This window comes from Streptomyces sp. NPDC050856, assembly GCF_040653855.1.
Taxonomy (GTDB): Bacteria; Actinomycetota; Actinomycetes; order Streptomycetales; family Streptomycetaceae; genus Streptomyces.
Map to the genome: position 1 here is coordinate 1 of NZ_JBFAGV010000051.1, position 21,120 is coordinate 21,120.

At 72.8% G+C, this 21,120-nt stretch carries 17 protein-coding genes and 3 tRNA genes; 10 read left to right on the forward strand and 10 right to left on the reverse strand.

The window, feature by feature from the left end; all coding sequences use genetic code 11:
• Window positions 1-106: 106 nt before the first annotated feature.
• Both AB0H53_RS28275 and AB0H53_RS28280 read right to left on the reverse strand, forming a co-directional pair.
• Complete coding sequence (locus tag AB0H53_RS28275; protein ID WP_362119250.1) at window positions 107-1,069, reverse strand: NAD(P)-dependent oxidoreductase; 963 nt, start codon at window positions 1,067-1,069, stop codon at window positions 107-109.
• Window positions 1,066-1,692 carry a ScbR family autoregulator-binding transcription factor gene (locus tag AB0H53_RS28280; protein WP_362119253.1) on the reverse strand — a complete coding sequence of 209 codons (627 nt, stop codon included), beginning with the start codon at window positions 1,690-1,692 and terminating at the stop codon, window positions 1,066-1,068. Before AB0H53_RS28280 ends, AB0H53_RS28275 begins: the two co-directional genes overlap by 4 nt.
• A gap of 154 nt (window positions 1,693-1,846) precedes the next feature.
• Here AB0H53_RS28280 and AB0H53_RS28285 point away from each other — a divergent pair, with 154 nt between their 5' ends.
• Together AB0H53_RS28285 and AB0H53_RS28290 are read left to right on the forward strand one after the other, a co-directional pair.
• On the forward strand, window positions 1,847-2,845 hold the full coding sequence (locus tag AB0H53_RS28285) for a ScbA/BarX family gamma-butyrolactone biosynthesis protein (protein WP_362119256.1): 999 nt from the start codon (window positions 1,847-1,849) through the stop codon (window positions 2,843-2,845).
• Between the two features lie 50 nt (window positions 2,846-2,895).
• A complete protein-coding gene (locus AB0H53_RS28290; RefSeq protein ID WP_362119259.1) occupies window positions 2,896-3,840 on the forward strand; it encodes a LysR family transcriptional regulator in 945 nt (314 codons plus the stop codon).
• 67 nt (window positions 3,841-3,907) lie between these two features.
• On the opposite strand, the gene AB0H53_RS28295 is transcribed toward AB0H53_RS28290, so the two are convergent.
• The gene (locus AB0H53_RS28295; protein WP_362119262.1) at window positions 3,908-4,903 is read right to left on the reverse strand and encodes a hydroxyacid dehydrogenase; all 996 of its coding nucleotides are present in this window, start codon (window positions 4,901-4,903) and stop codon (window positions 3,908-3,910) included.
• 135 nt (window positions 4,904-5,038) lie between these two features.
• Window positions 5,039-6,271 (reverse strand): 5-aminolevulinate synthase, encoded by a 1,233-nt coding sequence (gene hemA / locus AB0H53_RS28300; protein ID WP_362119265.1) that lies wholly within the window; start codon window positions 6,269-6,271, stop codon window positions 5,039-5,041.
• 207 nt (window positions 6,272-6,478) lie between these two features.
• Between hemA and AB0H53_RS28305 the strand changes: the two genes are divergently transcribed.
• From AB0H53_RS28305 to asnB, 3 genes are all read left to right on the forward strand, one after another.
• A complete protein-coding gene (locus tag AB0H53_RS28305) occupies window positions 6,479-6,982 on the forward strand; it encodes a GNAT family N-acetyltransferase (protein WP_362119268.1) in 504 nt (167 codons plus the stop codon).
• Between the two features lie 3 nt (window positions 6,983-6,985).
• Window positions 6,986-8,041, forward strand: a complete 1,056-nt coding sequence (locus AB0H53_RS28310; protein WP_362119271.1) for a Gfo/Idh/MocA family oxidoreductase — start codon at window positions 6,986-6,988, stop codon at window positions 8,039-8,041.
• Window positions 8,042-8,158: 117 nt separating this feature from the next.
• Complete coding sequence (asnB, locus tag AB0H53_RS28315) at window positions 8,159-10,009, forward strand: asparagine synthase (glutamine-hydrolyzing) (protein WP_362119274.1); 1,851 nt, start codon at window positions 8,159-8,161, stop codon at window positions 10,007-10,009.
• 54 nt (window positions 10,010-10,063) lie between these two features.
• On the opposite strand, the gene AB0H53_RS28320 is transcribed toward asnB, so the two are convergent.
• The gene (locus AB0H53_RS28320; RefSeq protein ID WP_362119277.1) at window positions 10,064-10,399 is read right to left on the reverse strand and encodes a metalloregulator ArsR/SmtB family transcription factor; all 336 of its coding nucleotides are present in this window, start codon (window positions 10,397-10,399) and stop codon (window positions 10,064-10,066) included.
• A gap of 116 nt (window positions 10,400-10,515) precedes the next feature.
• Here AB0H53_RS28320 and AB0H53_RS28325 point away from each other — a divergent pair, with 116 nt between their 5' ends.
• Entirely contained in the window at window positions 10,516-11,733 is a 1,218-nt protein-coding gene (locus AB0H53_RS28325; protein WP_362119280.1) for an MFS transporter, read from the forward strand.
• 88 nt (window positions 11,734-11,821) lie between these two features.
• Here AB0H53_RS28325 and istB read toward each other — a convergent pair whose 3' ends face one another.
• From istB to AB0H53_RS28345, 4 genes are all read right to left on the reverse strand, one after another.
• A complete protein-coding gene (istB, locus tag AB0H53_RS28330; protein ID WP_362119283.1) occupies window positions 11,822-13,045 on the reverse strand; it encodes an IS21-like element helper ATPase IstB in 1,224 nt (407 codons plus the stop codon).
• A gap of 592 nt (window positions 13,046-13,637) precedes the next feature.
• Window positions 13,638-13,711 (reverse strand) — tRNA-Ile (locus AB0H53_RS28335).
• 188 nt (window positions 13,712-13,899) lie between these two features.
• A tRNA-Asn gene (locus AB0H53_RS28340) sits at window positions 13,900-13,972 on the reverse strand.
• A gap of 5 nt (window positions 13,973-13,977) precedes the next feature.
• Window positions 13,978-14,050: transfer RNA gene (locus tag AB0H53_RS28345), tRNA-Asn, on the reverse strand.
• 183 nt (window positions 14,051-14,233) lie between these two features.
• Between AB0H53_RS28345 and AB0H53_RS28350 the strand changes: the two genes are divergently transcribed.
• Genes AB0H53_RS28350 through AB0H53_RS28365 form a run of 4 tightly spaced genes read left to right on the forward strand, consistent with a single transcriptional unit; the run spans window position 14,234 to window position 19,558 of the window.
• Window positions 14,234-14,533 carry a YtxH domain-containing protein gene (locus AB0H53_RS28350; RefSeq protein WP_362119286.1) on the forward strand — a complete coding sequence of 100 codons (300 nt, stop codon included), beginning with the start codon at window positions 14,234-14,236 and terminating at the stop codon, window positions 14,531-14,533.
• A gap of 30 nt (window positions 14,534-14,563) precedes the next feature.
• Window positions 14,564-16,153, forward strand: a complete 1,590-nt coding sequence (locus AB0H53_RS28355) for an FGGY family carbohydrate kinase (RefSeq protein WP_362119289.1) — start codon at window positions 14,564-14,566, stop codon at window positions 16,151-16,153.
• A gap of 55 nt (window positions 16,154-16,208) precedes the next feature.
• On the forward strand, window positions 16,209-17,942 hold the full coding sequence (locus AB0H53_RS28360; RefSeq protein ID WP_362119292.1) for an ABC transporter ATP-binding protein: 1,734 nt from the start codon (window positions 16,209-16,211) through the stop codon (window positions 17,940-17,942).
• Window positions 17,942-19,558, forward strand: a complete 1,617-nt coding sequence (locus AB0H53_RS28365; RefSeq protein WP_362119295.1) for an ABC transporter ATP-binding protein — start codon at window positions 17,942-17,944, stop codon at window positions 19,556-19,558. The genes AB0H53_RS28360 and AB0H53_RS28365 overlap by 1 nt, the downstream gene beginning before the upstream one ends.
• Window positions 19,559-19,616: 58 nt before the next feature.
• Here the strand turns inward: AB0H53_RS28365 and AB0H53_RS28370 are convergent, their stop codons facing one another.
• The gene (locus tag AB0H53_RS28370; RefSeq protein ID WP_362119298.1) at window positions 19,617-20,933 is read right to left on the reverse strand and encodes a sigma-70 family RNA polymerase sigma factor; all 1,317 of its coding nucleotides are present in this window, start codon (window positions 20,931-20,933) and stop codon (window positions 19,617-19,619) included.
• Between the last annotated feature and the right edge of the window lie 187 nt (window positions 20,934-21,120).

A 21,120-nucleotide genomic window follows, 5' to 3' on the forward strand; every position in this document is an offset into this window, starting at 1 on the left:
TACCCCACGGCCCCGCCCCCCAACCGCGGGGGGCCCCCCTCAATCGCGGCCCCCGGGCCGCCCCCCCCCCCCCCCGGGGGCCCCGCCCGGCCGGGCGGGCACCGCTTCACCGCGCTCCGGCCAGGTGGTCCCGGTACCAGTCGGCCGACGCCGTGAGCCCGGCGAGCACACCGGGGCCCGGCGGGCAGTCCGCCTTCCGCCAGATGTCCTCGCCGCGGTACCAGTGGTCCTGGGCCAGCAGCGAGAACTGACGCTCGCTCACCCTGCCCCCGGTGGCCGCCAGCCGCGCCAGGCACGCCTCCCACGACAGGTCCCGGTCCGGCACGGCGGGCAGCACGCCAAGGCCGGCCAGCCGGTCCAGCAGGTCCCCCACCCGCACCGGCTCGGGGTGGCTCGCGTGGTGCACGCCGGACGGCGGCGGGCCGGGCGCCACCGTGAGCGCCACGATCAGCCGCGCCAGGTCCGCCACGTCCACCACCGACAGGCGGGCCCTGCCGCCCGCCCAGCGCCCGGGAACCCGCTCCAGCGACTCGGCGAGGGCCGGCACGACCCAGCGGTCCCCGGCGCCGAGCACCAGCCCGGGGCGCAGCACGACAGCCCCCGCGTCCAGGGCGAACCGCTCCCCGGCCAGCCGGGTCCTGCTGGCCGCCGAGACCGGCGCGGGCACCGTCGTGGCCATGTCGGCGCCGTCGTGCGGGCCCTTGCCGTGGACGGCGGCGGTGGACAGGTGGACGATCCTGCCGACGCCGTGGCGCACGGCGTCCGCCATGAGCGCCGAGGCGCCGTCCACGTTCACCGCGGCGCACTCCTCCTCACCGCCGCCGACCCGGGCGGCCAGGTGGAGCACGGCGTCGGCGTCCCGGCACACACCGCGCAGGCTGTGCGGGGTGGCCAGGTCGGCCTCGACCCAGGACCCGCCCGCCTCCGTCCACCACCGCGGGGCGGGACCCCGCCCGACGCCGCGCAGGGCGAGCCGGGCGCCGTCGCGCCGCGCGCCCACCAGGGCGGCGGCCAGCCGTCCGCCGATGAAACCCGTCACCCCGGTGAGGACCACCCGGCGCTCACTCATGCCCATGTCGTGTCCCGTTCGTCGATGAGGGCGACCCGGCGCAGGCCCTCGGGGGTGGCGATGCCCGGCAGCAGGTAGCGCCAGAGGGAGACGATCCGGCGCGGGAGGTCCCTGCGGTTGGAGGCGATCTGGGACATTATCTGCGTCCCGGTGTACGCCCCGACCAGCGTCTGGGCGAACTCCTCGGCGTCGAGGTCGGCACGCACCTCGCCCTTGTCGCGGGCCACCACCAGCTCCTCCCTGAACCGCTCCGCCCACCACTCGTAGATGGAGTCGTCGTGCGGGGCGGGCCCGCTGGGGTCCACCGCCAGCCGCACCCCGGCCCGCAGGAGCACATTGGTCTGGAGCTCCCGGGCCAGGATGAGCGTCACGTCCACGAGCTGCCGCAGCCCGTCGGGACCCTCCGGAAGCCGCACGTCGGACGCCTGCTCCAGGATGACCGCGCGGGCCAGCTCCTCCTTCGACGTGAAGTGGAAGTACATCGCGCCCTGCGTCACCCCGGCCCGCGCGAGGATCCGGGCGATCCCGGCCCCGTCGTACCCGGTCTCGTCGAAGACCTCGGCCGCCGCACGGAGGATCACCTGCCGGGTATGAACTGCGCGCTCTTGCATTCGTCTCGCCATGCGGACCGCCGGTTTCTCGACAAAAAACAGAACGGTCTCTATGTTATTGCCAGTGACAACGATGTGCCACACCGTGGCACCGCTGTTGGGGGAGGGACCCATGCACGCGCCCGCATGCAACGCGCCGGACGTTTCTCAGACCGATGCCGACCTCGTGACTCCACGTCTCGTACACAAATCCGATCCGGGGGAGGTCTACCTCACCCGCTGGTACCGGACCGGGCCGGACGCCTTCCGAATAACCGCTCGCTGGCCCGAGAGCCATGCCTTCTACCGGGTGGAGCCGTGCGGCCGCCCCCTGCTGTCCTGCGACCCGCTGCTGCTCTGCGAGACCGTCCGCCAGACGTTCCCCCTCCTGTGCCACGCCGCCTATGACGTGCCCTTCGGGCACCAGCTCATCTGGGACCGCTTCGCCTACCGGATCGAGGCGCCCGCCACCATCCGCCAGCCGCTCGACCCGGACGTGACGCTGCACGTGGAGTGCCACGACCTCGCCCAGCGCGGCTCGCGGCTCTCCGCCCTGTCGATGCGCCTGCTCGTCACGCGCGGCGGAAGGCGCGTGGCCACCGCCGAGACCCGGTTCGCCGTCCAGGCGCAGACCGTCTACCGCCGCCTCCGCGGCGAGCGGAGCGACGCCGCCCGCGCCATGGCCGGTGCGCCCACCGCGCCCGAGCCCATCGCGCACCGGCTCACCCGCCGCCTCCGCCCCGAGGACGTCGTCCTCTCCCCGCCCGGCCGGGAGACGCCCGGCCAGGGGACGTCCGGCCAGGGGACGTCCGGCCGGGAGACGTCCGACCGGGAGACGCCCGCCACGGGCGGCACCGCCTGGCTGCTCCGGGTCGACACCTCCCACCCGGTCCTGTTCGACCACGCCGTGGACCACGTCCCCGGCATGCTGCTGATCGAAGCGGCCCACCAGGCCGCTCACGCCGCCGGCGACGGGGCGCACACCGAGATCCGGGGCGTGACCTGCTCGTTCTTCCGGTACGTCGAGCTCGACTCCCCCTGCCTGATCAGTGCCACGCCCCCCGTCCCCGCCGGCGACGGCCTCCACGGCGTCCGCGTCGCGGCCACTCAGGACGGACAGGTGCGGTTCTCGGCGACCGTCACGTACGCCGACACGGGGCGGCCCGCCGGGCACACGGCCGCCTGAGGCGCGGGACCGGCCAGACCCACGGCTCCTGGGGGAATCGAGGATCACTCATGCAGATCTCAGACGTAAGTTTCAGGCAACTGCACGCCTTCCTCGCGGTGGCGGACACGCTCAGCTTCACCCACGCCGCGACCCAGTTGGAGAGCAACCAGCCGGCCCTCACCCGCACCATCCGCCGCCTGGAGGAACAGCTCGGCGTCCGGCTGTTCCACCGCACCACCCGCCAGGTCACCCTGAGCCCGGCGGGCCACAAGCTGCGGGAGCAGCTCCAGGCCCTGCTCCCCCGCGTCGAGCAGGCACTGTTCCCCGACGTCCGGCACCCCGCCCTGCGGCTGGGCTTCTGCTGGCTGCTGCCCGACAGATGGGTGCACGAGGCCATCGTCCAGTTCGAGCAGGAGACCGGCGCCCGCGTGGAGCTGCGGCGCAGGGACGACCCGTGCGCGGGTGTCGACCTGGGGGTCGCCGATGTGGCCGTGGTGCGCGGCCGGCCACCGGCCGAGGGCGTCCGGCTCACCCCGCTGGGCACCGAGGGATACGTGGTGGCGATGCCCGCGCGCCACCCCCTGGCGACGCGTTCCCGGGTGGACTGGACGGAGCTGGCCGACCATCCGGTCGTGATCAACGCGGTGAGCGGACCGGTCCGGGACGACGACTGGCCCGAGGGGCTGCGGCCCCGCGCGACCGTGCGGTGCGGCAACTTCGACGAGTGCCTGGAGTCGGTCGCGGCGGGCCGCGGGCTCAGCCTCGTACCGGATCTCGTCCTGCGCCGGAACCTGCATCCCTCGGTGCGGTTCGTCCCGCTCCGCGGCGCGCCCGCCATCCCCATCTCGCTCATCCGGCCCGTCCAGGGGGCTCATCCGCTCGCGGACCGCTTCACCTCGGTGGTGGAACGGGTGAGGGCGGCGGACGCCGCCCGCCGCGTCGCCGCCCCCGCCTCTCACATCCCCTCCGTCCCTTCCGTCTCCTCCGGCCTCGTCGGCGGCTCACGGCGGTGACACGACGACATGGCCGCCGCGCCCCTCGGCGCGGCGGCCACGTCCGTCCCGGCGCGGCCCGGACCCGTCAGCCGGCCTCGGGCGCCCCGGTGGCCGCCAGCTCCCGGGCCCTCGCCACCGCCGCACCGTTGACCGCGTGCGGTACCACCTCCCCCGCCAGCGCCTTGCGAACCGCCGCCACCGCCTCCCGGCCGGCCCGCTCCTGCGCCTCCCGCGTACTGGCGCCCAGATGGGGAGTCGCCACCACGGAGTCGAACGCCAGCAGCGGGTTGCCGACGGCCGGTTCGATCGCGAAGACGTCCAGCGCCGCCCCCGCGATCCGCTCCTCCTTGAGCGCCACCGCCAGGGCCGCCTCGTCCACGATCCCGCCCCGCGCCGTGTTGACCAGGTACAGGGACGGTTTGGCCAGCCGCAGCTCGCGGTCGCCGATGAGCCCGTCGGTGCGTGGGGTCTTCGGCACATGGACCGTGACGAAGTCGCTCCTGGCCATCAGCTCGTCGAGGCCCAGCAGCGTCACCCCGAGCTGCTCCGCGCGCGGCGTGGACACATACGGGTCGTGGGCCACGATCCGCACGTCGAAGGGGGCCAGCCGCCGCGCGACCAGCGTCCCGACGTGCCCGAGGCCGACGATCCCCACCGTGCTGCCCGCCAGCTCCCGGCCCTGGTGCCGCGACCGCTCCCAACGACCCTCGCGCAGCGCCCGGCCGGCCGGCACGACGTGCCGCACGGCGGTGATGATCAGGCCGACGGTGAGCTCGGCCACGCTGAGCACGTTGGACAGCGGGGCGTTGGCCACGATCACCCCGGCCCGGGTGGCGGCGTCCACGTCGACGTTGTCCAGCCCCACGCCGGCCCGGGCCACGATCCGCAGCCGCGGCGCGGCGGCCAGCGCCTCCGCGTCCACCCGGGTCCCGCTCCGTATCAGCAGCGCGTCGGCGTCCCGCAGCGCCCGGCGCAGCGCGCCGGGGTCCCGGCCGTCGCAGTGCCGCACCTCGCAGCCGTCGAGCTGCCCGAGCGCGTCGGCCGCCAGCGGATCGGCCACGACGACGACGTTCTTCCCCACGATCTCTCTCCTTCTCCGACTGCTCCACCACGTACCTGCTCGACCGCGTACCTGCTCCACCGCGTCGCCGCACCACCGCCCGCCCGTTCCACCGCACGGCCGGCGAGCGGATGCCGGACGGCCCGCCGCGCCGCCTCAGGCCACCACGGTCCTGGCGGGCCGGCGTGCCAGCCCGACCCGGTCCCAGATGCCGTCCAGCGCCCTGGCGAAGGCGACCACCTCGTCGTCGCTGTGCTGCGGGGTCGGGGTCACCCGCAGCCGCTCCGAACCGACCGGAACACTGGGCGAGTTGATCGGCTGCACATAGCAGCCGTGCCGTTCCAGCAGTTCGTCGGCGACCGCACGGCAGGCCATGGCGTCACCGACGAGCACCGGGACGATGTGCGCCTCGTCCGAGACCACGGGAATGCCGTACTCCGCCAGCAGCTCCTTGAGCAGCGCGGCCCTGGCCAGCAGTTGCTCGCGCTCCCGGTCGGACCTCTTGAGGTGGCGGACGGCGGCGAGCGCGCCGGCCGCCACCGCCGGCGGCAGCGAGGTGGTGAAGATGAACGCCGAGGCGAAGCTGCGGACCGCGTCCACGACCGGAGCGGGACCGGCCACGTACCCGCCTGCCGAGCCGAACGCCTTCGCCAGCGTGCCCTGGATGACGTCGAAACGGCCCTCCAGGCCCAGCTCGGCCGCCTTGCCCGCGCCGCGCGGCCCGTACAGGCCGACCGCGTGCACCTCGTCGAGATAGGTGAAGGCCCCGTACTCGCGGGCCAGTTCGGCGATCCGGCGCAGCGGCGCCACGTCGCTCTCCATCGAGTACACGCTCTCCAGCGCGATGAGTTTGGGCAGCGCCGGGTCGGTGCCCGCCAGCAGCTCTTCGAGGTGGTCGGCGTCGTTGTGACGGAAGACGTGCTTCTCCGCCCCGCTGTGCCGGATGCCCGCGATCATCGACGCGTGGTTGAGCTCGTCGGAGAAGACCACGCAGCCCGGCAGCCGGCCGGCCAGCACGGTCAGCGCGGCGTCGTTCGCCGCGTAGCCGGAGGGGAAGATCAATGCCGCCTCGGTGCCGTGGAGTTCGGCCAGCTCCTCCTCCAGGCGCACGTGGTAATGGCTGTTGCCGGAGATGTTGCGCGAACCGCCGCTGCCCGCCCCGGACTCGTCGACCGCTCTCTTCATGGCCTCCAGGACCAGCGGGTGCTGCCCCATTCCCAGGTAGTCGTTGCTGCACCAGACGCTGATACGGCGCCCGGGGCCGGGGCCGTGCTTCAGAGCCGCCGGGAACGCTCCGGCCCGTCGTTCGATCTCAAGGAACGTCCGGTAACCACCCCGCTGCTTGAGTGCTTCTATTTCGGCGGCGAAGAAATCGGCATAGCTGAACATGAATCCTCCGTCAAACACGTTCGGAAGCTCCTGACGGGGGAAAGCTAGCCGCACCGGCCAGCGAAGAGAAATACCCGCCCGGGCAGCCCTATGGCGGTGGCACATAAAGCGAGGCAGCGACCGCAGGAAATCCAGTCATGCACGGATCGCATAGACGAATTCCCTTTGCATTTCTCTTGCCGCCGAAACCCTCCTACAGTCCTTCTCGTGATTGCGCCACGAAGCCTCCAGCCGCGGCCGGCGACCGCCGCCGACATAGAAGAGCTCGTCCGGTTGCGCGCCTTTCTGCTCAGCACGGGCGAGGGCCCGTACGTGGCCCGCGGCCCGGCCGAGGACGCGGCCTGGCGGCGCGGATACCGCGTGTGGCTCGACCGGGTTCTCGCCCAGCCCGCCGACCGGGTGCACGTCGCCGTCATCGGCGAGCCGGCGGACCTCGGCGCCTGCGCGATCGCCGTCGTCGACGACCGGGCCCCCACCCCGCTCTGCCCGGACGGCCGGACCGGCTGGGTGCAGGGGGTGGTGGTCGACCCGGCACTCCGGCGACAGGGGCTGGGCGCGCGCGTGATGGAGCACGCCCTCGCCTGGCTGCGGGCCCGGGGCGCCTCCTCGGTGGCCCTCCAGACGACCCCGGACGGCGCGCGGCTCTACCGCAACCTCGGTTTCCTGCCGAGCGGCGAGGACCTTCTGACCCTGGACCTGAGAGAGGCGTGAGGCATGAGAGTACTGATCGTCGGACTGGGCTACGCGGGCAGCAGGTTCCGCACCGCTTTCCGCAACACCGGGGAACCGGTCTCGTTCGCCCATGTGGGCCGCACCAGGGCCGCCACCGACATTCCCTACTACGATTCCGTTCCCGGGGCCCTGGCCGGTTTCCGGCCGGATGTCGTGGTGGTCACCGTCCCGGACGAGGCGCACGCCTCCGTGCTGAACGAGCTGTCCGGCTACGAGGGATTCGTCGTGGCGGAGAAACCGCTGACGACCTCGCGGGACGATCTGACGTCCGTCGAATCCGCCCTGGCCAAGGTGTCCGGATTCTGCCTCGATCTCGTCGAGCGCTATTCCGAGGCCACGGTGTTGCTGCGGGACCACATCCGGCGCGAGGGCCTGGAACTGGTGCGGGCCCATTTCACCTGGGGCAAGGACCGGATCAACGACCACCGCCCCACCAGCGGGGTGCCGAGCGAGATCGTCCACCCGCTCGACCTGGTGCAGTGGATCGCCGGTGACGGCCGGGAGATCGCGCTCGACTCCGTCCTGGGCACCCGGTCGGACTTCTCCGTCTCGGGACCCGAGGTCCTCGACAGCGTCGCGCTGGCCGGCCGGCTCGGCACCGGGACGGTCACCGGGTACAGCAGCTTCGTCAACATCACCCGCAAGCGCGAGGTGGACTTCGTCCTGCGCTCCGGCACCGGCGAACTGGTGTACGCGAGCGCGGTGTACGACACCCCGGTCTGGGACGCCGACCGGGTGCGCGTGTGGCGCCGCACCGACGACGGCGACGAGGTGATCCACGAACTGGACACCACCGGGCGGCCGGTCCCGCCGGGTGCCCGGACGGTGGTGAAGCTGGGCCGGATGGCCGCCGACGTCACCAGGTTCGTCACCTCGGGCCACCGGCCCGGCACGCCCTTCCCGGGGCTGGCGGACGCGCTGGGCCTCCAGCGCCTGCTCAACACCATGGAGCGCGAGGTCCGCGCCACCGGCCCGGTGGCCTACTTCCCCGGCGGCCGGACCGTGCTCAGGGAGGCCGACTGGGAGCGCCTCGGCTAGCGCCCCACCCCCGGGCTCCGGTGCCCCGCTCCCCACAGCCCGGGCGGACCCCGCAGCCCCTGTCGACTTTCGGTTCCTCAAAATCCCCGTAACCCACGTCAGTTGAAGGAGACCGCCATGTGCGGAATCGCCGGATGGGTGGACTTCGCCCGCGACGTTCGCCAGGACCAGCAGACCCTGTCGGCCATCACCAGGACCATGGCCTGCCGCGGCCCGGACGCGGAGGGCATGTGGGCCGACGAGCACGCGGCCCTCGGGCACCGCAGGCTGTCGATCATCGACCTCGACGGCGGCCGGCAGCCCATGGCGGCCGAGGAGGACGGCCGCACGCTGGCCTGCCTCACCTACAGCGGTGAGGTCTACAACTTCCAGGAGCTCCGCCGCGAACTGGAGTCCCGGGGCCACCGCTTCAGGACCCGCAGCGACACCGAGGTGGTGCTGCGCGGCTACCTGGAGTGGGGCGAGGACCTGGTGACCCGGCTGAACGGCATGTACGCCTTCGCCCTGTGGGACGCGCGCAGCCAGACCCTGCTGCTGATCCGCGACCGGATGGGCGTCAAGCCGCTCTACTACTTCCCCACCCCCGACGGCGTGGTGTTCGGCTCCGAGCCGAAGGCGATTCTCGGCCACCCCTCCGTGCCGCGCCGGGTGGGGGCCGACGGTCTGCGCGAGGTCCTGGAGATGGTGAAGACCCCTGAGCAGGGCGTCTTCTCGGGCATGTACGAGGTGCGCCCCGGCCAGCTGGTGCGCGTCCGGCGCGAGGGCCTGTCCAAGCGGACCTACTGGGCGCTGGAGGCCCGGGAGCACACCGACGACCTGGACACGACCATCGACACCGTGCGCGGGCTGCTCGAGGACATCGTGGACCGGCAGACCGTGGCGGACGTGCCGCTGTGCTCGCTGCTGTCCGGCGGACTGGACTCCTCCGTCATCACCGCGCTGGCCTCCCAGAAGCTGGCCGGCCGCGGCGAGGGGCCGGTGCGCTCCTTCTCGGTGGACTTCGCCGACCACGGCGCCGAGTTCGTGGTCGACCCGGTGCGCGGCACCTCGGACGCCCCGTTCGTCCGCGATCTGGTCCAGCACATCGGCGCCGAGCACAGCGAGGTCGTCATCGACAGCGCCGAACTCGCCGATCCCGGGCTGCGCGCCAAGGTCCTGGGCGCGCTGGACCTGCCGCCGGCCTACTGGGGCGACATGTGGCCCTCGCTGTACCGGCTGTTCCAGGCCGTCCGCGCCCGTTCGACGGTGGCGCTCTCGGGCGAGTCGGCCGACGAGGTCTTCGGCGGGTACCGGTGGTTCTTCGACAAGGAGGCGGTCGAGGCGGAGACCTTCCCCTGGCTCACCTCCGCGACCGGCAAGTACTTCGACGGCAAGTCGCTGTTCGACCCCGGGCTGATCCACAAGCTCGGCATGCCGGACTTCCTGCGCGACAGCTACGCCCAGGCCGTCGCCGAGGCACCGGTGCTGGCGGGCGAGGACGACGTCAACCGCCGCATGCGCGAGATGAGTTACGTCAACCTCACGCGCTTCGTGCAGACCCTGCTGGACCGCAAGGACCGGATGAGCATGGCGGTCGGACTTGAGGTCCGCGTCCCCTTCTGCGACCACCGCCTGGTGGACTACGTCTTCAACGTGCCGTGGGAGATGAAGTCCTTCGACGGCCGGGAGAAGAGCCTGCTGCGGGCGGCGACCAAGGACCTGCTGCCCGACTCCATCGTGGGGCGGGTCAAGAGTCCGTACCCGACCACCCAGGACCCGGCGTACGAGCGCGGGCTGCGCCAGGCGCTGTCCCAGGTGGTCGCCGACCCCTCCTCGCCGGTGCTGCCGCTGCTCGACCGGCCGGCCGTGACACGCCTGCTGGACAGCCCGTTGAGCCGGATGAGCGCGCAGTACGAGCGCTCCGGGCTGGAGATGGCGCTGGGCCTCAACTCCTGGCTGACGGCGTACGACATCACGCTCGACCTCTGACCCCTCGCTCCCCCGGGGCGCCGGCCGGTGTCCGCCGGTGCCCCGGGGGCCCTCCTACCGGGGTCCGGGCAGCGAGGTGTACCCGCAGGACGCGGCGGCGCCCAGGATGTGGCCGAGGAGCCCGGGGAACCGGCTCTCCAGGTCCTCCAGGCGCAGGGAGTTGTAGCAGCGGGTCCCCTCGGAGCGGACCCGCAGGACGCCGGCCTCCCGCAGGATCTTCAGATGGTGGGTCATCGTCGACTTGGCGATGTCGCCGCCCAGCTCCCCGGCGGTCCGCTCACCGCCGTCGGAGAGCTCCACCGCGATACCGAGCCGGGTGGCGTCGCTCAGCGCGAAGAGCACCTCCGGCAGGCAGATGTCGGCGGTGGCTGGGTGGAAGTAACGGCGCACCCCCCAAGAATCGCACAGCCGACCGCGTACGGATCGGCTGGTTTTCCCTCCTCCCGCTTGCTCTCGCGGCGCACTCCCCACTATGTACTAATGAACCGCGATCATCGAACATTGGGATGCCAGTGAAACTCGTCTACCTCCTGGGCCTGGGCGCCTTCGCCCTGGGCCTCGACGCCTATGTGACCGCCGGTCTGCTCCCCGTCATCGCCGAGGACTTCGGCTCGTCCGTCTCCGCCACCGGGCAGATGGTCACGACCTTCACCCTCGCCTACGCCATCGCCTCCCCCGTCTTCGCCACCTTCCTCTCCGCCTCCCGGGTACGCGTCGGGCTGCTCGGGTCGCTGGCGGTCTTCGCCCTCGCCAACGCCGGCAGCGCGCTCTCCGCCTCACTGCCCGTGCTGCTGGTCACCCGCGCCTTCGCCGGCGTCGGCGCCGGCCTCTACCTGGCGCTCGGCGCCGCCGCCGCGGCCTCTCTCGTCGACAAGGAGCGCCGGGGGCGCGCCCTCGCCGTGATCATGGGCGGGATGAGCTCGGGAACGGTCCTCGGCGTCCCCGCCGGTGTGTTCATCGCCGAGCACGCGGGCTGGCGCTCCACGCTGTGGCTGGTGACCGCCATCGGGCTGGTCTCCTTCGCCGGGCTCGCCCTCCGGCTGCCCGCCCTGCCCGCCACCACCTCGGTCTCCCTGCGCCAGCGCGCGCAGGTGCTCACCGACCCCCGGGTCGCCTCCATCGTCGGCGTCTCGTTCTTCGCCGCCGTGGCCAGCCTCGGTCTCTACACCTACTTCGCGCCGGTGATGGCGAGCGACGCCATGGGCGGAGTGGAGAGCATCACCCCCTACCTGTGGGCGTGGGGCATCGGCGGTGTGGTCGGCAGCGTCCTCATCGGTTCCCTGGTGGACCGGGTGCGCCGCCCGTACACCCTGGTGGTCGGCATCCTGGCGCTGCTCGTCCTGGCGCTCGTCGCCTTCCGCCTCACGGCCGCGGTCCACCCGCTCGTCGCACTGGCCCCGATCGCCCTCTGGGGCGCCGTGGGCTGGGCCCTTCAGGTGCCCCAGCAGAACGACCTGCTGGAGGCGCGCGGCGAGCGGGGCGGCCCGGTCGCCGTCGCCCTGAACGAGTCCGCGCTCTACCTCGGCAGCGCCGTGGGATCCGGCCTGGGCGGTGTGGCCTTCTCGCTCGGCTGGGACGGCTCGGTGCTGCCGCTGTGGGCCGCCGGCGCCGCCCTGCTCGGGCTGGTGCTCCAGCTCACGGCGGTCCGCGTCGCGGCGAACCGGCGCGGCGGGCCGGAGCCCGTGGGGCCAGCCCTCTCGCCGACGGCCGACCCGACCGCGTGACCGCGACCGCGAGACGTCCGCGCGGGCGGAGCGCCGGGCGGTCCGCGACGCGAAGGGGCCCCGGACCGCGAAGGTCCGGGGCCCGCTCTCACCGGCGCCCCTCGTCCCACCCCGCGACGGCGGCGCCCTCCAGCCGGCGGGTGCGGTAGCTGTCGCCCTCCAGGGTCACCACGTCCGCGTGGTGGGCCAGCCGGTCGACGGTGGCCGAGGCGAGCCCGGCGTCCGCGAACACCTCGTCCCACCGCCCGAAGGGCCGGTCGCTGGTGACGATCAGGGAGGCGCGCTCGTAGCGGTGCGAGACCAGCTGGAAGAGGAGCTGGGCGGTCTCCCGCTCGAAGGGCACGTAGCCGAGTTCGTCCACGATCAGCAGCGGATACGCGTCCAGCGCGGCCAGTTCCTTGCCCACGAGGCCGGCCGCCTTGGCGTCCCGGAGCCGGGCGCCCCACTCGGCGGCGGTGGCGAACCGCACGCGGTGGCCCGCCTGGCAGGCCCGTACGCCCAGGGCGACGGCCAAGTGGGTCTTCCCGGTCCCCGGGGGGCCGAGGAGCACCACGTTCCCCCCGCGGGCGACGAAGTCGACCTTGCCCAGCCGGGCGAGGGCCTGCGGAGTGGGCGAGCGGAGGTGACCGTCGTCGAACATCTCCAGGACCTTGCGGGCCGGGAACCCGGCCTCCTCGATCCGGGCCTCCGCGCCCGGGCCACGCTCCTCGCGCTCCCCGGGCGCCCCGCGCTCCCCGGGCTCCTCGTCACCGCCGCCGCGCTGGCGCGGCAGCACGACCGCCGGCCGCGGCGTCTCCTTCGCCGCGTGCGCCCTGGCCTCGTGGGCGGCCATGGGGCCCGACATGTACGCCAGGATCGCGGCGGACAGGATGAACGCCATGTGGATCACCGTCCCCCACAGCAGGGAGTGGTGGGACGTGTGGTGCACGTCGACGAACATCTGCAGCAGGTGCACCGACGAGATGCCGACGATGGCGGTGGCCAGCTTCACCTTGAGGACGTTGGAGTTGACGTGCGAGAGCCACTCCGGCTGGTCGCGGTGGCCCTGCAGGCCGATGCGCGAGACGAAGGTCTCGTACCCGCCGACGATCACCATGATCAGCAGATTGGCGATCATCACGACATCGACGAGCTTGAGGACCGCCAGCATGACGTGGGTCTCGTCCGCCTGGCCGCTGATGACGTGGTGGATGAGGTTCCACAGTTCGTTGAAGAACTTGTAGACGTACACGCCCTGCGCGGCCACCAGGCCGAAGTACAGCGGCGCTTGGAGCCAGCGGGTGGCGAACAGGGCGCACCCGAGTGTTGTCATGTTCGATGTGGATGAGACAGCGCGGGACAACGGCACCTCCAACGACGGGAAGAGCCGTCATTCTTGTGGGCCGCCGACGAAAATAAGAATTCGCGCCACCCATGGGGATTAATAGAATTCCAGTAGGACAAACCGCCCCGGGCCGCCGGTGGGAGCCCGGCGCGCGCCGCCCGAGCACCCGCGACGCGTGACCCCCCTCCCGGCCGCGCCCGCGCCTGCCGGCACACGGCGGGCGCAGTTCCGGCCGCCCGCCCGTCCCGTCCCGTGCGGCGCAGGACGGACGGTCGCGCGGAGCGCTGAGGACGGAGGGCGGTGACATTCCCGCCTCGTGAATGCGCGAAGCCGATCCGGTACGGATACGGACGGGGAAGGCAACGGCGGGCCGGTCCCGAGGCCCGGCCGCCGGCGCGGACCCGGCCCGGGCGGCGAGGGGCGGCGACGGCGGCAGCGGACGGAGAGGCGGCCGGGGGCCGGACCGTGGGGCGGTGCGGGTGGGGACAGCGGGGTGCCCCCGGCCCGGCGCGTCGTCCGCGCCACGCCGGGGGCACCCCGGTCACCGCTGTCGAAACGTTTCTGCAGATACGCTCCAAAGTGGGGCGGGTGGGACTCGAACCCACGGCCGACGGATTATGAGTCCGCTGCTCTAACCGGCTGAGCTACCGCCCCTTACGGCGCGTCGCGCACACTTGTGCGCGCCGTCTGCCGCAGCATAGCCGCTCATACGATCTCCTGCTCCGTACGGGTCGGCCACGCACGCCCATGAGGACCGCGCTGCGACCTGCGCGGTTCCCCATCGGGGCGAACTCGTACGAAAAAAACGGGAGAGGGCCCCTGAGGACCCTCTCCTGCCACCGCTCCCCCGGCTGGACTCGAACCAGCAACCCTCCGGTTAACAGCCGAATGCTCTGCCAATTGAGCTACAGGGGACCGCGCTCCCCCGACTGGACTCGAACCAGTAACCTGCCGGTTAACAGCCGGCTGCTCTGCCAATTGAGCTACAGGGGATTGCTGCGTTGCGGCGAACGTGCCTACCAGGGGCTTCCCCGGGCGGCGCGCGCTCGCTGCGACACATACATTAGCGCAAGCAGGGGGGTGCTCCGCCAATCGGTTCCCCCGTGATCATCCGGGGTGATCACCGGCCATCACGGGTAGGCGGCCAGCACCGACGCCTACGGAAGGGTGGCAGCCATGCGCTACAAGCTCACGTTCCTCGCCGGACTGGCCCTGGGATACGTCATCGGCACCCGGGCCGGCCGCGAGCGGTACGAACAGTTGCGGAAGTCCGCGCGGGAGATCTCGCACAACCCCGCCGTGCGCAACGCCGCCGAGAGCGCCGCGCAGACCGGGCGGGAGGTGGCCGGCAAGGCGTTCCACGCGGTGAGCGACAAGGTCGGCGACCGGATGCCCGAGTCGGTGGCCGAGCGGGTGCGCTCCCTGCGGGAGCGCGGCCAGGGCGGTGAGGACGACTGGGGGACCACCAACACCTAGCAGTGGGCGGAGTGCGGCAGAATCTTCCGCATGGGGATAGTCGCCGGGTTGGACAGTTCGTCGGGTTTCACACGCATCGTCGTCTGTGACACCGACACGGGCGCGGTGCTGCGGCAGGGCTACGCGCCGCACCCCGTGGAGCCGAAGGCCACCGAGGTGGACCCGCAGGCGTGGCTGCTCTCGCTGGGCGAGGCCGCCGCCGGTGGCCTGCTGGAGGGTGTGCAGGCCATCGGCGTCTCGGCGCAGCAGCACGGCCTGGTGCCGCTCGACCGGCAGGGCGCCCTGGTGCGCCCCGCGCTGGTGGGCAACGACAAGCGCGCCCAGGTGGCCGCGGCGGATCTGGTCGAGGCGTTCGGTGGCCGGCGGGCCTGGGCCGAGGCGGTCGGCTCGGTACCGCAGGCGGCGATGCCGGTGGCGAAGCTGCGCTGGCTGGCGCGGACCGAGCCGGAGGCGGCGCGGCGCATCGCGATGGTGCTCCAGCCGCACGACTGGCTGGTGTGGCAGTTGCTGGGCCGCCCCGTGCGCCGGACCACCGACCGGGGGGCCGCGTCGGCCACCGGGTACTGGTCGGCGGCGACCGGCGCGTACCGGCCGGACGTGGTGGAGCTGGCGCTGGGGCACCAGGCCGCGCTGCCCGAGGTGCTGGGGCCCGCCGACGCCGCGGGGATGACCCCCGAGGGGCTGCTGATCTCGGCCGGGACCGGCGAGACCATGGCCGCGGCGCTGGGCCTGGGCCTCGGCACCGGGGACGCCGTGGTGTCGCTCGGCGCTTCCGGGTCGGTGATGGCCGTGCACCACGAGGCGCTGGCCGATCCGCGCGGGATGATCACCGCGTACGCCGACGCGGCGGGGATGCACCTGCCGGTCGTGCACACCTCCAACGCGGTACGGGCCCTGCGCGGCACGGCCGAGATGCTGGGCGTGGACAGCCTGGAGGAGCTCTCCGCGCTGGCGCTGAAGTCGACCCCGGGCGCCTCGGGCCTCGTTCTGCTGCCGTACCTGGAGGGTGAGCGGACCCCTCAGTTGCCGCACACCGCCGGGACGCTGAGCGGACTGCGGCGCGAGTCGATGAAGCCGGAGCACCTGGCGCGGGCCGCGTTCGAGGGCATGCTGTGCTCGCTCGCCGACGCGATGGACGTGCTGCGGGGGCGGGGGGTGGAGGTGCGCCGGGTGTTCCTGCTGGGCGCCGCCGCCGAACTGCCCGCGGTGCAGGCCGCGGCACCCGCGATCTTCGGGGCCCAGGTCGTCGTCCCGCAGCCGGCGGACTACGCGGCGCTGGGCGCGGCGCGGCAGGCGGCCTGGGCGCTCGGGGTGTCGCACGGCACGCTGTCGCCACAAACCCCGCCGGCCTGGCAGGGGGCGGCGGCCCAGGTGTTCGAGCCGGGGGAGGAGCTTCCGGTCGGGCAGGCCGTGCGCCAGCAGTACGGGGCGACCCGGGACCAGCTGCACCCGGGGGCGTTCGACCCGGCCCCGGTGCCGGGGCAGCCGGCCGGCCCGGTACCGGCGCAGCCGCACGGCCAGGTGCCCGGGCCGGCGCACCCCTCGGGGCTGCCGTACGACACCGCGCCGGGCGCGGGGATGTCCTACGACCCGGCCGCGCAACCGGGGTTCGGCTCGTAGCGCGGGCGCCGAAACCCGTTGGTGACGGCCCGGGGGCCCGGGCGATAGTGGGCCTGTGCTCAGACAACTGCTCCGCAACCATCTCGGGCCGTACAAGCGGCCCATAGCCCTGCTGGTGGCGCTCCAGCTGGCGCAGACGTGCGCCACGCTCTACCTGCCGACGCTCAACGCCGACATCATCGACAACGGTGTCGTGAAGGGGGACACGGATCACATCCTGTGGTTCGGCGCCCTCATGATCGCGGTGTCCGTGCTCCAGGTCGCCTGCAACATCGGAGCCGTCCGCTACGGGGCGCGCACCGCCGCGGCGCTGGGGCGGGACGTGCGGGCGGCCGTCTTCGACCGGGTGCAGTCCTTCTCGGCGCGCGAGGTGGCCCGGTTCGGGGCGCCGTCCCTGATCACCCGCACCACCAATGACGTCCAGCAGGTGCAGACGCTGGCGCTGACGGCGTTCACGCTGATGGTGTCGGCGCCCATCATGTGCGTGGGCGGCATCGTCATGGCGCTGGGCCAGGACGTGCCGCTGTCGGCGGTCCTGCTGGCCGTGGTCCCGGTGCTGGGCGTCGCCGTCTCGCTGATCGTGCGCGCGATGCGGCCGCTGTTCCGCACCATGCAGGAGCGGCTGGACGCGGTCAACCGGGTACTGCGCGAGCAGATCACCGGCAACCGGGTCATCAGGGCGTTCGTCCGCGACGCCTATGAGCGGAAACGGTTCGCGCGCGCCAACGCGGACCTGACCGACGTGTCGGTGTCGACCGGGCGCCTGATGGCGCTGATGTTCCCGACCGTGATGACGGTGGTGAACGTGTCGAGCGTGGCGGTGGTCTGGTTCGGTGCGCACCGGATCGACGGCGGCGGGATGGAGATCGGCGCGCTCACCGCGTTCCTGGCGTATCTGATGCAGATCGTGATGGCGGTGATGATGGCCACCTTCATGTTCATGATGGTGCCGCGCGCCGAGGTGTGCGCCGAGCGCATCGAGGAGGTGCTGGGCACCGCGAGCAGTGTCGTACCGCCCCTGGCTCCGGTCACCGGGCTGGCACGGCACGGGCATCTGGAGGTGCGGGGAGCCGACTTCCGCTATCCGGGCGCGGAGGAGCCGGTGCTGCGCGGGGTGGACCTGGTGGCCCGGCCCGGCGAGACGACCGCGGTCATCGGGTCGACCGGCAGCGGCAAGTCGACGCTGCTCGGGCTGGTGCCCCGGCTGTTCGACGTGACGGGCGGTCAGGTGCTGGTGGGCGGGGTGGACGTGCGCGAGCTGGATCCCGCGCTGATGGCGCGCGCGGTGGGGCTGGTCCCGCAGAAGCCGTACCTCTTCTCGGGGACGGTGGCGACGAACCTGCGCTACGGCAAGCCGGACGCGAGCGACGAGGAGCTGTGGCACGCGCTGGAGGTGGCGCAGGCCGCCGGCTTCGTACGGGAGCTGGAGGGGGGTCTGGAGGCGCCGATCGCCCAGGGCGGTACGAATGTGTCCGGCGGGCAGCGGCAACGGCTCGCCATCGCGCGGACGCTGGTCCAGCGGCCGGAGATCTACCTGTTCGACGACTCCTTCTCGGCGCTGGACTACGCGACGGACGCGGCGTTGCGCGCGGCGCTGGCGCGGGAGACCGCCGGGGCGACCGTGGTGATCGTCGCCCAGCGGGTGTCCACGATCCGCGAGGCCGACCGGATCGTGGTCCTCGACGAGGGCCGGGTGGTGGGGACGGGCCGCCACCAGGAGCTGATGGCGGGCAATGAGACATACCGGGAGATCGTGCTCTCCCAGCTCACGGAAGCGGAGGCTGCCTGATGGCGGGGCCGGCGGGACGGATGATGGCCGGGGGCGGCCCCGATCAGCGCTCGATGGACTTCAGGGGTTCGGGCGGGCGGCTGCTGCGGCGGCTGGCGCCGGAACGGGCCACGCTGTGGCTGATGCTGGCGGCCGGGGTGCTGGGTGTGGCGGCCTCGGTGGTCGGGCCGATGATCCTGGGCCGGGCGACGGACCTGGTCTTCGCGGGTGTCGTCGGGCGCTCGATGCCGGAGGGGGCCAGCAAGGAGGAGGCCGTCGCGGGGCTGCGCGCCCAGGGTGACGGCGGGTTGGCGGACATGCTCTCCGGGGTGGACTTCGTCCCGGGGCGCGGCATCGACTTCGGTGCCGTCGGTGACGTACTGCTGCTGGCCCTGGCGGTGTACGTGGTGGCCGGGCTGCTGATGCTGGTGTCGTCGCGGCTGTCGATCAGGGTGATCAACCGGACCGTGTACCGGATGCGGGAGGACGTCCAGGCGAAGCTGGAGCGGCTGCCGCTGTCGTACTTCGACCGGGCCAAGCGCGGCGAGGTGCTGAGCCGGGCGACCAACGACATCGACAACATCTCGCAGACCATGCAGCAGACCATGGGGCAGCTGATCAACTCGGCCCTCACCATCGTCGGCGTGCTGGCGATGATGTTCTGGATCTCGCCGCTGCTGGCGCTGGTCGCGTTGGTGACCGTGCCGCTTTCGGTGGTCGTGGCCACCCGGGTGGGCAAGCGGTCGCAGCCGCACTTCGTACAGCTGGCGTCGATGGCCAACCTGGTGCAGTCCGGGGTCGCGTCCGCCGAACGGGTCTTCGAGCTGCTGGACGCGGCGGAACAGGAGCCGGACGCCCCGGCCCTCACGCCGGCGCCCCGGCCGCGCGGGCGGGTCTCGCTGGAGAAGGTGTCCTTCCGGTACGACCCCGACAAGCCGCTCATCGAGGACCTGTCGCTGACGGTGGAGCCCGGCCGGACGGTCGCGATCGTCGGCCCCACCGGCGCCGGCAAGACCACCCTGGTCAACCTGCTGATGCGGTTCTACGAGGTGACCGGCGGCCGGATCCTGCTGGACGGGGAGGATGTGCGGCGTATGTCGCGGGACCAGCTCCGCTCCGCGATCGGCATGGTGCTCCAGGACACCTGGCTGTTCGGCGGCACCATCGCCGAGAACATCGCGTACGGCTCCGCGCGCGAGGACGTGAGCCGGGAGGAGATCGAGGAGGCGGCGCGGGCCGCGCACGCCGACCGGTTCGTCCGTACGCTGCCGGACGGGTACGACACCGTGATGGACGACGAGGGAGCGGGGGTCAGCGCGGGCGAGAAGCAACTGATCACCATCGCCCGGGCGTTCCTGTCCGACCCGGTGATCCTGGTCCTGGACGAGGCGACGAGTTCGGTGGACACCCGTACCGAGGTGCTGATCCAGAAGGCGATGGCGCGGCTGGCGCACGGGCGGACGAGTTTCGTCATCGCGCACCGGCTGTCGACCGTCCGGGACGCGGACGTGATCCTGGTGATGGAGCGCGGGTCGATCGTCGAGCAGGGCACCCACGACGAACTGCTGGCGGCGGGCGGCGCGTACGCCCGGCTCCACGCGGCGCAGTTCGCGCGGGCGGTGGCCGAGGTGGACTGACGGGGCCGGGCGCTCGGCCGGCGCCGGGCCGCGGCCGGCGGGTGCCCGGCCGGGGCGCTCAGTCCAGGTAGCCGCGCAGCTGGTCGGCGAAGGCGTGGTCCCGCAGCTTGTTGAGGGTCTTGGACTCTATCTGGCGGATGCGTTCACGCGTCACGCCGAAGATCCGGCCGATCTCCTCGAGGGTGCGGGGCCTGCCGTCGATCAGCCCGTAGCGGAGCTGGACGACCTTGCGCTCGCGTTCGCCCAGTGTGGACAGCACCGCTTCCAGGTGCTCGCGCAGGAGGAGGAAGGCGGCGGATTCGACGGGGGACGCGGCGTCGCCGTCCTCGATGAGGTCGCCCAGCGCGACGTCGTCCTCCTCGCCGACCGGCGCGTGCAGGGAGACCGGCTCCTGGGCCAGGCGCAGCACCTCGCCGACCCGTTCGGGCGTCAGGTCGAGCTGGGCGGCGACCTCCTCGTGGGTGGGTTCGCAGCCGCGCTCCTGGAGCATCCGCCGCTGGACCCGTACGACGCGGTTGATCAGCTCCACGACGTGGACGGGGACCCGTATGGTGCGCGCCTGGTCCGCGAGGGCGCGGGACATGGCCTGGCGGATCCACCAGGTGGCGTACGTGGAGAACTTGTAGCCGCGCGCGTAGTCGAACTTCTCGACCGCGCGGATCAGCCCCAGGTTGCCCTCCTGCACCAGGTCCAGCATGGTCAGGCCGCGCCCCACGTACCGCTTGGCGACGGAGACGACGAGGCGCAGGTTGGCCTCGATGAGCCGGCGCTTGGCCATCCGGCCCATGACGACCAGCCGGTCGAGGTCCAGAGCGAGTTGGGAGTCCAGGTCGGGGGTGCCGGTGAGTTTCTCCTCGGCGAACAGCCCGGCCTCGACCCGGCGGGCCAGCTCGACCTCCTCGGCCGCGGTGAGCAGTGGGATGCGGCCGATCTCCCGGAGGTACTGGCGGAAGAGGTCCGCCGAGGGGCCGCTGCCGGTGTCGGCGGCGGGACGGCGGGGAGCCGGGCCGGCGGGCCCGGGCGCCAGGAACGGTTCGAGCGGTCCCGGGGATCCCGGTGCGAGCGCCTCCAGGGGTTCCAGGGGCTCCAGGGGCTCCGCCACCAGTGGTTCCAGGGGTTCGAGCGGCTCCGGCACCTCCGGCGCGCCGGACACCTCGGGTGCCGGGAGCGGTACGGCGGTGGCCGGATCGGCGTCGGTCAGGGTCCGGGTCTGCACGGGGGCGACCTCCAGGCTGCTCGCTGCCGGTTGGGGGACGTGCGGCGGTGGGACGGCGGCGGCCCTGCCGCCGCTGTCCGTCCCGTACGCGATGAGCGGATCCGCGGGGATGAGAGGCCCACCGGGAATGGACCGGCCGCGCTCCGAGGACTCAGGCACCGCCCCCAGTGTGGGGTACGACACATCGCCGCCACGAGGGGCGTGCGACCACTTTTTGCATCCGGTCCGTCACCGGTCGAACACGCCCTAGATGTATTGATCACGAGCGTTGTTGACAGTCGCGGGGCTTGATCATGGCGAAGACCTCCGATGTGGTGGAGCTGTCTAGGAACACACCGCACGGAGG

Coding starts and splice junctions, on each gene's coding strand:
- istB (WP_362119283.1), bottom strand. CDS start 13,045: ATGACAACACTCGGGTGCGCCCTGTTCGCCACCCGCTGGCTCCAAGCG.
- AB0H53_RS28350 (WP_362119286.1), top strand. CDS start 14,234: ATGCGCTACAAGCTCACGTTCCTCGCCGGACTGGCCCTGGGATACGTC.
- hemA (WP_362119265.1), bottom strand. CDS start 6,271: ATGTTCAGCTATGCCGATTTCTTCGCCGCCGAAATAGAAGCACTCAAG.
- AB0H53_RS28290 (WP_362119259.1), top strand. CDS start 2,896: ATGCAGATCTCAGACGTAAGTTTCAGGCAACTGCACGCCTTCCTCGCG.
- AB0H53_RS28365 (WP_362119295.1), top strand. CDS start 17,942: ATGGCGGGGCCGGCGGGACGGATGATGGCCGGGGGCGGCCCCGATCAG.
- AB0H53_RS28280 (WP_362119253.1), bottom strand. CDS start 1,692: ATGGCGAGACGAATGCAAGAGCGCGCAGTTCATACCCGGCAGGTGATC.
- asnB (WP_362119274.1), top strand. CDS start 8,159: ATGTGCGGAATCGCCGGATGGGTGGACTTCGCCCGCGACGTTCGCCAG.
- AB0H53_RS28325 (WP_362119280.1), top strand. CDS start 10,516: ATGCCAGTGAAACTCGTCTACCTCCTGGGCCTGGGCGCCTTCGCCCTG.
- AB0H53_RS28275 (WP_362119250.1), bottom strand. CDS start 1,069: ATGAGTGAGCGCCGGGTGGTCCTCACCGGGGTGACGGGTTTCATCGGC.
- AB0H53_RS28355 (WP_362119289.1), top strand. CDS start 14,564: ATGGGGATAGTCGCCGGGTTGGACAGTTCGTCGGGTTTCACACGCATC.
- AB0H53_RS28310 (WP_362119271.1), top strand. CDS start 6,986: ATGAGAGTACTGATCGTCGGACTGGGCTACGCGGGCAGCAGGTTCCGC.